Source organism: Longimicrobium sp., assembly GCF_036554565.1.
Classification (GTDB): Bacteria; Gemmatimonadota; Gemmatimonadetes; order Longimicrobiales; family Longimicrobiaceae; genus Longimicrobium.
The window spans coordinates 1-10,078 of the sequence record NZ_DATBNB010000098.1; the positions used below are offsets into that span (position 1 = coordinate 1).

Here is a 10,078-nt window from a genome sequence, read left to right on the forward strand (position 1 = left end):
GTGTGCCTCCGTAGATCGGCTCCGGACTCCAGCACCGCCTCGACGAGCACATCATCGACAGCTCGTCCTTGGGGCGTGCCGCGGGAGTTGGATCGTGCAGTAGGCGATCGCCTCGAAGGCGTCGAAGCAGTCCGACAGTATCTCCCGCAGGCGTGCGGGTGCGGCGGTTACATCAACATCTCGCACCCGCGCTCGCCCTCCCGCTACAGTTAGATGGAAGGTGCTTCGCTTCCCCTCACCCATTCACCGCCGCTTTGCACGCCTCGCGCAGGTCATCGCCGAACTCCAGCACCGCCTCCGCAACCAGCAGGTCCATCGACATCTCGCACTCAGAGACGTAGCGGGAGAGCTTGATCGAGGAGTACGCAACGGCTTCCAGCGCGCCGAAGCGATCCAACAGCATCTCCAGCCAGCGCGCGGGTGAGGCTCCTTCCATATTCATCGCATTCCTCCTCGTTGCTTGCGCCTCCGGCGGAGGATGCCTATCGTGTAGACATCCCGATCAGCCATCCGGCGGTTGGGAGACCGAGGGCAGTCGCGAACTCTTGGCGGGGTGAGCGACTGCCCTTCCTCGTTTCTGTATGGTAATCCGCCTACTCGGTTTTGTCAACGGATTCCCATACTGCTCGTCGGAGGAGCTAACGTGGGTGAATCGGAGAGGCTGCAGGAACTCGTGCGAGAGATCATTCGCGAGAGCGAACTACCGCGCACGCTCCTCGCCAAGGATGCGGAAATCAGCCGTGCGGCTATCGAAGCGTGGCTGTCCGGGAATCGCAATCCGACTTCGCAGAGCGCGGAGCAGCTGGCTGCGGGGCTGGAACGCCGTGCGACGCGGCTCCAGTATTTGGCGTTCCGGCTCCGCAACGGGCTGGAGCAGGGTGGCTGATAGTGTGAACACGGTTCCTTACAGGCTAGGGTTCGGCAAGTGACACCAGAACCGAATCCGAGCCCAGGCATGTTCAACCCGCTTCTGAGGACGGCTGTCGCGATCGCGTGCTTGGGCGCGCTCGCATCGTGCGCCGCGAGCAGAAGGCCGGCGCTCCCCATGGCGCGAGCGGAAACGCTCGATTTTTCGCAGGCGGCGCTTGGCCGGATCGACCCCGCTCTCCAGGCGTTTGTCGACTCGGGGAGGGTGAGCGGCATCTACGCCGTGATCGCCCGCCACGGCCGCATCCGGTACGAGCGCACCTTTGGCCGGATGGACCTGGCCCGCGGCACGCCCATGCGCCCGGACGCGATCTTCCGCATCTACTCCATGACCAAGCCGGTGATCGCCGTTGGTGTGCTCCGCCTCGTCGACCAGGGCAGGGTGGGGCTCGACGATCCGGTGTCGAAGTACATCCCGTCGTTCGCGGCCGTGAAGGTGTTCGCCGGGGGAACGGCGGATGCCCCGATCCTCCGGGCGCCCGACTCGCCGATCACCATCCGCCACCTCCTGAACCACACCTCCGGCCTGGCGTACGGGCTGACGCCCGGGCCCGTCGATACCATCTTCAGCCGGGCCAAGCTGTACGATGCGGGCCGCACGCTGGAGGAGTTCACCGACAGCCTTGCACGCATTCCCCTGCTCTTCTCTCCGGGAACGCAGTGGAGCTACGGCTCCGGGCTTGACGTCGCGGGACGGGTGATCGAGGTCGCCTCGGGGCAGACGCTCGATCGCTTTCTGGACGAGCAGCTCTTCCGGCCCCTGGTCATGCGCGACACCGGCTTCCGCATCCGCCCGGAGATGCGGAACCGCCTCGCGACCGTGTACACCACCGGCCCCGACGGCACGCTGCAGCCCGTCCGCGGCGACGGGCTGATGGCGATGTTCGAGCCGGAGGCGCGCTTCTTCTGGGGGAGCGGCGGCCTGCTTTCCACGCCCGACGACATGCTCCGGTTCACGCAGATGCTCCTGGACGGCGGCGTCTTCGGCGGAACGCGCATCCTGCGGCCGGAGACCGTCGCGCTCATGACCCGCAACACGGTGCCGCCGGAACTGACCCCGGTGCCGAGCGGCACGCTGCGCGACCCCACGTACGGATTCGGGCTGGGGGTGGCCGTCAAGGTCGACACCGCGGGGGCGACGCGGCCGGGACCCGTCGGCATCTTCCGCTGGTCGGGGTACCTGGGGACGTACTTCTGGGTGGACCCGGAAAACGACCTGATCGCCATGGTCTGGACGCAGCTCTCTCCCGGAAGCCGCGTTCCGCTGGAAGCGACGTTCCAGGAGCTGGTCTACTCCGCGTTGGGGAATAGAGAATAGAACGGCGGGGAAGCGGAACCGCGCTTCGTGCATCGCGTTAGGCGTGGCTTGTGCGAGGGATGCCCGGACGTTTCGCACCGTCGATCGAATCGAGCGGTGTGCGTCCGACACCCGAATCGCAGCGCTCCCGCATGGCTCAACCCGCTTTCGACAGCGCCTACGCGCGGCTCCCGGACCGGTTCTTCGCCCGCGTCACGCCCACGCCGGTCAAGGCACCCCGGCTGATCCGGGTGAACGCGCCGCTGGCCGTGGAGCTGGGCATCGACCCGGAGTGGCTCGCCAGCGAAGAAGGCGTCGCCGTCCTGGCGGGGAACCGCGTTCCCGACTCCGCCACGCCCATCGCCACCGCGTACGCCGGGCACCAGTTCGGCGGCTTCGTGCCGCAGCTGGGCGACGGGCGCGCCATCCTGCTGGGCGAGGTCATCGACCGGGGCGGCACCCGGCGCGACGTGCAGCTCAAGGGCGCGGGCCCCACACCCTACTCGCGCCGCGGCGACGGACGGGCGGCGCTGGGGCCGGTGCTGCGCGAGTACCTGGTCAGCGAGGCGATGCAGGCGCTGGGCATCCCCACCACCCGGGCGCTGGCCGCGGTCACCACCGGCGAGCGGGTGGTCCGCGAGACGATGCTCCCCGGCGCGGTGCTCACGCGGGTGGCATCCAGCCACATCCGGGTGGGCACCTTCCAGTTCTTCGCCAGCCGCGGCGACGTGGAGGGCACTCGCACGCTGGCGGACCACGTCATCGCCCGGCACTACCCGCACGCGGCCGAGTCGGAGCACCCCCACCTGGCGCTGCTCGAAGCCGTAGTCCAGGCGCAGGCCGAGCTCATCGCCCGGTGGCTGCTGGTCGGCTTCGTCCATGGCGTGATGAACACGGACAACACGTCGGTCGCCGGCGAAACCATCGACTACGGGCCGTGCGCGTTCCTGGACGAATACGATCCCCAGGCGGTGTTCAGCTCCATCGACCTCTACCGGCGCTACGCCTACGGCAACCAGCCGGCCATCGCCCAGTGGAACCTGACGCGGCTGGCGGAGTGCCTTCTCCCGCTCCTGGGTGACGACGCCGACGCCGCGGCCGAGGATGCGATACAGGCGCTGGAGGCATTCGGCCCGGCGTTCGAACGGGCCTACCAGGGCGGCCTGCAGCGCAAGCTGGGCCTCTCCACCGAACGTCCAGGCGACGCCGCGCTCGCGGAGGATCTGCTGCAGGCGATGGCGGCGAACCTCGCGGACTTCACGCTCACCTTCCGCGGGCTGAGCGAGGCGGCGGCGGATGAGGACGCGGATGCGGAGGTGCGGAGGCTTTTCAACGACCCCGGCGCGTACGACGGGTGGGCGGCCCGGTGGCGGCAGCGGCTCGCGGAAGAGCCGGGCGACGCCGCCTCGCGCCGCGAAGCCATGCTCGCGGTGAACCCCGCCTTCATCCCGCGCAACCATCGCATCGAGGCGGTGATCCGCGCGGCCGTCGACCGGGACGACTTCGCTCCGTTCGAGGAGCTGCTGACGGTGCTGTCCAGGCCGTACGACACCCAGCCCGACTTCGCGCGGTACATGGAGCCGCCCGCGGCAGGGGAGCGCGTGACCCAGACCTTCTGCGGCACGTAAGCGATCGCCACCCGCTCGCGTCGATGCCGGGTCCGGAGCAGATCGCCTGATCCGCCACACAGAGGCTCCGGCGCGTTGGCGGTGGGGTCTGGCTCAACCCGCTTTCGACAGCGAGGCAAGAGCGCCGTACGCGTCGAAGAGAGCGGCCAGTGTGTGAAGCCAGAGCCCAATCGGCTGTGAGGGCTGACTGCTACTGGTCGTAAAGATTGAGATCGGCAAGCTTCCGGTTCTCGAAGCGCGCGCGTACCCCGTCCGGCGCAGACTGGCCGCCGCCCGGGAACGCATCCCGGAGATCCGCTTTTACCTTCTCCTTCAGGCGATCCTTGTCGGCCGAGATCAGATCGGGGCTTACGATCAACTGTCGATTGAAGGCCGCAAGCGCTTCCTCCGCCTCTTTGTGCTTGCCAGTCATGATCGCGCGCGTGAAGTCCGCGTAGGCTTCTTTCAACGCGGGGATCTCTCCCCACTCCGGGTTCATGCTGCTGGACCGGATGGAAAAGACGCAGTATGCCGCCTGGAGAGGCTTCCCATCTACGAGGAGCTTACGGTCCTGCGGATCGATTTTCAGGCTGGCGCCGGAGATCGTTCCCTTGGGCCGGGCGACCAGCGCGCACAAGCGGCTGTCCACCAGGCTCATGTCGGTATCGATGGCGAGTTCGATCTCTGAATCCGCCGTCTGCCCGGCGATCATGTCCAACCCCTCCAGCACGAGCGGAACGAAGGGATTCAGGCGGGTGACCACGCTGATCCCCGCCAGGTCCGACACCTTGGTGATGTAGTTGACGAGCGGGGACAGCAGGTTGCCGGACTTGATGGAGAACAGCCCCAGCTCGAGCCCCAGCGGGTTGCCGCGCCACGGCATGGGCCGCATGACGCGCTTGGACACGGTGATCACGCGGTTGAGGTCGTTCACCCCGAGCGTGGCCAGGTTCTGGGGCTTGGTGACGGACGCGAGTTCCGCGCGGTCGGTGCCTTGGCGGGCCAGCGACGCAAACGAATAGATGAGCCCGTGAAAGGTGGTCGCGAAGCGGCGCGCCTTTTCCAGCCGCAGCGATTCCACGTATAGTTCGATGTAGCACTGGTCCGGGACGATCGGCTTTCCCGCGATTCCCAACCCGGGATCGGGCAAGCCATCCAGCAGCGTCCAGTCCGTCGGCTGCGCGCCGCCCACCTTGCCGATCAGCTTCTGTAGCCAGCCCATGATTCAGCCTCCCTGGTAGATCGTAAGGTTCAGTGCACGAAGCGCGTTCGCCGCCCAGATCCAGTCGGTGAACTGTGGATAGTCGTCGTACGCGGTCCGCTCGAAGGCAAACCCGAGAACCCGGTCGTTCTCGTCCCGCAATGCGCAGCCGCTGTCGCCCTGGTCCGTATCCGCGTCGGTCTGCAGCTTGAGCATGATGGTGGGGCGGGCGCGAAGGAGCCCCGTGTCGGTGGAGAAGATCCGCGTGGCGCGGTTCTGGTTCACCGCGCCGTCGAACCGCGCAGGGTCGGCGCGGGCGGGCTCCCGCTCCTGGCGCACGCCGGCCAACCCCACCATCGAACTGCAGCGTGTACGGTCGGTCAGGGGGATGAAGACCGTGTCCTGCACCTCACTCGCGTGCTTCACGCGGCTTGCTTCGCCCCCCACGGTCACGGGGGTTCCCACCGGGCCGGTACCGTGAAAGCACGCGGTCACGCCGAATTCGCCGCTGGAATCCACGCACAGCACCCCTGCGGTCGACAGCTTTCCGCCCGCGTTCACAACGACGTGGGGCGATGGCACGCAGAGCCGCACCATCCGCGGCCGCCGCGTGAGAACGACCTCCGGCTGCGCAATCAGAAACAACTGCGCGAGCGCGGCCGGTCCGAGGTTAATGAGCGCTCCGAACGCGGCCGCCTCCGGCGATTCACCGATCTCCGTACCCATCGCCTCAAGGCCATCCACCAGAAGCCGAAAGGGGAGGTCCAGTTCCTCCGAGATCAGGCGGCTGCTTTCCACGCGCGCCACGTCGGGCGACATGACCAGCAGGACGGAGGCGCGGCCGTTCGTTCCGGGGCGAACGAGCAGCCGGTCGCCGGGGTTCACTTGCCCCGAGTCGCGCAGCGAGTTCGCCACGATCTCCAGGCTGAGGCGCTGCAACGCTTCCAGCGTCCGTTCCTCGTTCCCGATCGCGCTCGCGGCAGTCCGTCCGAACGGAGTGCCGAACATTCGGTTCATCGGCTCCGGCGAAACGGATTCGCCAGTCTCACCGCGCAGTCCGGAAAGGCGGGCGAGCTCGAAGTCCATCTGGCCCCCCCTCGCTCCCGCGGCCCCGAACTGCGAGCCCGTTCCTCGAAACCCCTCGCGGCCTGACCTGAAACGTCTCTCCCGGCGCGCGATGGCGGTTTCGAGAACGTCGTCGAGCCCAAACCTCACTGAAGCCATGGTGGTTACCGTATCAGGTGGGGTGTCCACAAGCCCCCGGCCGCGGGTCCGGCAGCGGACGGTGCCGCCGGAACCAGCCAATGTTAGTGCGAACGAGCCTTCGTATCCAGAGATTCGTCCCGGGCGATCTCCGGGCAGCGGGAGAGCTCGATCGAGGAGTGGTAGGCTACGGCTTCCAGCGCGCCGAAGCGGTCCGACAGCATCTCCAGCAGACGCCCCGGGGGACGCTCCGTCGTGCTCTTGGCTCCGCCTCGTTAGTTTGCCCGCATCTCATCACCAGAAACGACACGGGCGGGCGAGACGGGATGAAGGCGGGGAAGAGCAGCGGAGCACCGAACCCGGCAGATCATCCGCGGCAGCACGAGTTCGTGCGGGTGCGGGGGGCGCGGGAGCACAACCTCAAGAATGTGGACGTCGACATCCCCCGCGACGCGCTGGTGGTGTTCACCGGCGTGTCGGGATCGGGCAAATCGTCGCTCGCGTTCGGCACGCTGTACGCCGAGGCGCAGCGGCGCTACCTGGAGTCGGTGGCGCCGTACGCGCGACGCCTGTTCCACCAGATGGGCATCCCCGACGTCGACGAGATCGACGGCATTCCGCCCGCCGTGGCCCTGCAGCAGCAGCGCGGTACGCCCACCACACGCTCGTCCGTGGGCAGCGTCACCACGCTCAGCAACCTGCTGCGGATGCTGTACTCGCGTGCCGGCGACTATCCGCCCGGCCAGCCCATCATCTACGCCGAGGCGTTCTCCCCCAACACCCCCGAGGGCGCCTGCCCCCGCTGCCACGGGCACGGACGCATCTACACGGTCACCGAGCAGTCCATGGTTCCCGATCCGTCGCTCACCATCCGCGAGCGCGCCGTCGCCGCGTGGCCGCAGGCGTGGGGCGGGCAGAACCAGCGCGACATCCTCGTCACCCTCGGCTACGACGTAGACCGGCCGTGGCGCGAACTGCCGCAGGACGTCCGCGACTGGATCCTCTTCACCGACGAGCAGCCCGTCGTCCCCGTCTACCCCGGCTTCACGCCGGAGGAGACGCGGCGCGCGCTGAAGGCGAAGGAGGAGCCCAACTACATGGGCACGTTCAGCAGCGCGCGGCGGCACGTGCTGCACACCTTCGCCAACACCCAGAGCGCGTCCATGCGGCGGCGGGTGATGCAGTACATGCTCAGCACCGACTGCCCGGCGTGTGGCGGCAAGCGGCTGAACCCGGCGTCGCTGTCGGTGACGTTCGCGGGGATGGACATCACGGAACTGGGGCGCCTGCCGCTGGCCCGCCTGGCCGCGCTCGTCCGCCCGTACGCGGAGGGGACGGCGGGGGGACCGGCGGATGCGGATCACCCCGAAAAGGCGCTCGTGGCGCGGCGCATCGCCCAGGACCTGGCGGCGCGGCTGGAGGTGCTGCTGGACCTCGGACTGGGATACCTGTCCATCGAGCGTAGCACGCCCACGCTCAGTCCCGGCGAGCTGCAGCGGCTGCGGCTGGCCACGCAGGTACGATCCAACCTGTTCGGCGTCGTCTACGTGCTCGACGAGCCCTCCGCCGGCCTGCACCCCGCGGACACCGAGGCGCTGCTCCGCGCGCTGGACGGGCTGCTGGCCGCAGGCAACTCGCTGTTCGTGGTGGAGCACGAGATGGACGTCATCCGCCACGCCGACTGGATCGTGGACGTGGGCCCCGCGGCGGGCGAACAGGGCGGGCGCGTGCTCTACAGCGGCCCGCCTGCAGGATTGGCGGATGTCGAGGAGTCGCAGACGCGCCGCCACCTTTTCGGCGAGACGCGGCCGCCCGCGCGCTCGCCGCGCGAGCCGAAGGGATGGCTGACGCTGGAATCCGTCACGCGCAACAACCTGCACGAGCTGGATGTGCGGTTTCCGCTGGGCGTGTGCACCAGCGTCAGCGGGGTGTCGGGATCGGGCAAGAGCAGCCTGGTGAGCCAGGTGCTGGTGGAGCTCGTCGCCGCGCACCTGGGCCACGAGCTTCCCACGTCGGCGGAAGACGAGGACGATGCCGATCATCCCTCCACCATCCCCACCGGCGGGCGGATCGCGGGCGGGATGGAGGGCATCCGCCGCCTGGTGCAGGTGGACCAGAAGGCGATCGGGCGCACGCCGCGCAGCAACCTGGCGACGTACACGGGATTGTTCGACCACGTCCGCCGCCTCTTCGCCGCCACGCCTGACGCGAAGAAGCGGCGCTACGACGCGGGGCGGTTCTCGTTCAACGTGGCCAAGGGGCGCTGCGAAACGTGCGAGGGCGAGGGGTTCGTGATGGTGGAGCTGCTCTTTCTCCCCAGCGTCTACGCGCCCTGCCCCACCTGCCACGGCGCGCGCTACAACGCGCAGACGCTGGAGATCCGTCTGCGTGGCCGCAACATCGCCGAGGTGCTGGGAATGACGGTGGATGCCGCCTACGAGTTCTTCGCGGGCGAGGACGCGGTACGCCGCTCGCTGCACGTGCTGCGCGAGGTGGGGCTGGGATACCTGCGCCTGGGCCAGCCCGCCACGGAGCTATCCGGTGGCGAGGCGCAGCGGATCAAGCTCGCCACCGAGCTGCAGCGCACGCAGCGCGGCCACTCGCTCTACGTGCTGGACGAGCCCACCACCGGCCTGCACCCGTCGGACGTGGAGAAGCTGGTGGGGCAGCTGCACGGCCTGGTGGACGCCGGCAACACGGTCGTGGTCGTCGAGCACGACATGCACGTGATCGCCGGCAGCGACTGGGTGATCGACATCGGCCCCGGCGCCGGGGAGGAGGGCGGCCGCGTGGTCGCCGCCGGCCCGCCTACCCTCGTGGCTGCCGCGCCCGGGAGCCGCACGGCGCCGTATCTGGCGCGGGAGCTGGGGTGAGGGCACCGTGATCGCAGCGGAGGCGCTCCCTTCGATCAGGGAGCGCCTCCGCAAGTTTTGCCGGATCGTTGCTGCTGGTGTGCGTCGGCATCAGCAGCAGTCGGTCGCGGCCAAGTACTGAGTTTCCGGTACGTCAGCGCAGTACCTCCAGATGCACGTGTTCTGGACGTCGGTTTCGAAGCCATTCACCGTTCCACGGGCCACTCGCGGTTCCGGTTGAACTTCGAACTGCTCGACGCGCAGCTTCTCGATCTGCAGTTTGAGCTTCTTCATCGTCGGCCTTGCTGCTGGATAGGTTAGGACCGGGCGGCACTCGCCCGTACCAGGCAAGCCGCGTCCGAGGGTGAGCATCGAAACGTAATGCGACTAATTTCGCCAAGCAAGGTTCCACACGAAGAGTGGTCCTCCCCGCCAGGAACTCGGTGTTCAAGATCGAGCCTCGCCAGCAAGGCGGGCCGTGCCACCGTCGGCCTGACCGCCGTGATGCACGATGTCGGAGAGCCGCACCCGATCTCGTAGAAATTGGGAGCGAGGGCAGTCCGTCGGCTGGGCGGTGGGGTTCTTGCTTGTCGAGGTCGTCCGGCCGCGCCCATCAGGCAGCCGTGAACCCCGGAGATGAGATCATCCATGCGACCGCCGCGGTACCACTTTCCCGATGAAGTCCGCACGGCCACACGCGAGATGGCCGCCCAATCGGTACGTGCCGGGACCGTTGCGGGCACGCCGGAGGAGCTCGATGCCTGGATTCTACAGGCGCCGGACGTTCGTGAGCCCCTGGAGCGCGGCGGGTACGCGACCGAGTTCACCGCGAACGACCTGTTTCCGCTGTACGAGGTGATGGTGGAAAAGGCCGGCGGCCCGGCGCCCCGGGCTGCAGCCACTGCGCCCTCGCAGACCCGGTGGAGCGTGGGGAGGCTCGCCGCGGTAGCCCTCGCGATCGCGGCGATCGTCACGCTGGTGCTCGCGCTGG

9 protein-coding genes are annotated in these 10,078 nt (G+C 68.3%); 5 read left to right on the top strand and 4 right to left on the bottom strand.

All coding sequences use genetic code 11. The features are described 5' to 3' along the window. Nucleotides 1-235: 235 nt before the first annotated feature. On the bottom strand, nt 236-442 hold the full coding sequence (locus tag VIB55_RS02635; protein WP_331875113.1) for a hypothetical protein: 207 nt from the start codon (nt 440-442) through the stop codon (nt 236-238). Between the two features lie 201 nt (nt 443-643). Here VIB55_RS02635 and VIB55_RS02640 point away from each other — a divergent pair, with 201 nt between their 5' ends. From VIB55_RS02640 to VIB55_RS02650, 3 genes are all read left to right on the top strand, one after another. Then, nucleotides 644-886: a hypothetical protein gene (locus VIB55_RS02640; RefSeq protein WP_331875114.1), complete on the top strand. Its 243-nt coding sequence runs from the start codon at nt 644-646 to the stop codon at nt 884-886. Nucleotides 887-1,045: 159 nt separating this feature from the next. Next, a complete protein-coding gene (locus VIB55_RS02645) occupies nt 1,046-2,245 on the top strand; it encodes a serine hydrolase domain-containing protein (RefSeq protein WP_331875115.1) in 1,200 nt (399 codons plus the stop codon). A 131-nt stretch (nt 2,246-2,376) separates the two neighbouring features. Beyond that, the gene (locus VIB55_RS02650) at nt 2,377-3,852 is read left to right on the top strand and encodes a protein adenylyltransferase SelO (RefSeq protein ID WP_331875116.1); all 1,476 of its coding nucleotides are present in this window, start codon (nt 2,377-2,379) and stop codon (nt 3,850-3,852) included. 190 nt (nt 3,853-4,042) lie between these two features. Here the strand turns inward: VIB55_RS02650 and VIB55_RS02655 are convergent, their stop codons facing one another. Next, nucleotides 4,043-5,053 (bottom strand): hypothetical protein, encoded by a 1,011-nt coding sequence (locus tag VIB55_RS02655; RefSeq protein ID WP_331875117.1) that lies wholly within the window; start codon nt 5,051-5,053, stop codon nt 4,043-4,045. Between the two features lie 3 nt (nt 5,054-5,056). After that, complete coding sequence (locus tag VIB55_RS02660; protein WP_331875118.1) at nt 5,057-6,337, bottom strand: hypothetical protein; 1,281 nt, start codon at nt 6,335-6,337, stop codon at nt 5,057-5,059. Between the two features lie 224 nt (nt 6,338-6,561). Here VIB55_RS02660 and VIB55_RS02665 point away from each other — a divergent pair, with 224 nt between their 5' ends. Next, nucleotides 6,562-9,108 (top strand): excinuclease ABC subunit UvrA, encoded by a 2,547-nt coding sequence (locus VIB55_RS02665; RefSeq protein WP_331875119.1) that lies wholly within the window; start codon nt 6,562-6,564, stop codon nt 9,106-9,108. A gap of 90 nt (nt 9,109-9,198) precedes the next feature. Here the strand turns inward: VIB55_RS02665 and VIB55_RS02670 are convergent, their stop codons facing one another. Beyond that, the gene (locus VIB55_RS02670) at nt 9,199-9,381 is read right to left on the bottom strand and encodes a hypothetical protein (RefSeq protein ID WP_331875120.1); all 183 of its coding nucleotides are present in this window, start codon (nt 9,379-9,381) and stop codon (nt 9,199-9,201) included. A 354-nt stretch (nt 9,382-9,735) separates the two neighbouring features. On the opposite strand from VIB55_RS02670, the gene VIB55_RS02675 reads away from it, so the two are divergent. Further along, a partial coding sequence (locus VIB55_RS02675; protein WP_331875121.1) for a hypothetical protein occupies nt 9,736-10,078 on the top strand: 343 nt, incomplete at its 3' end.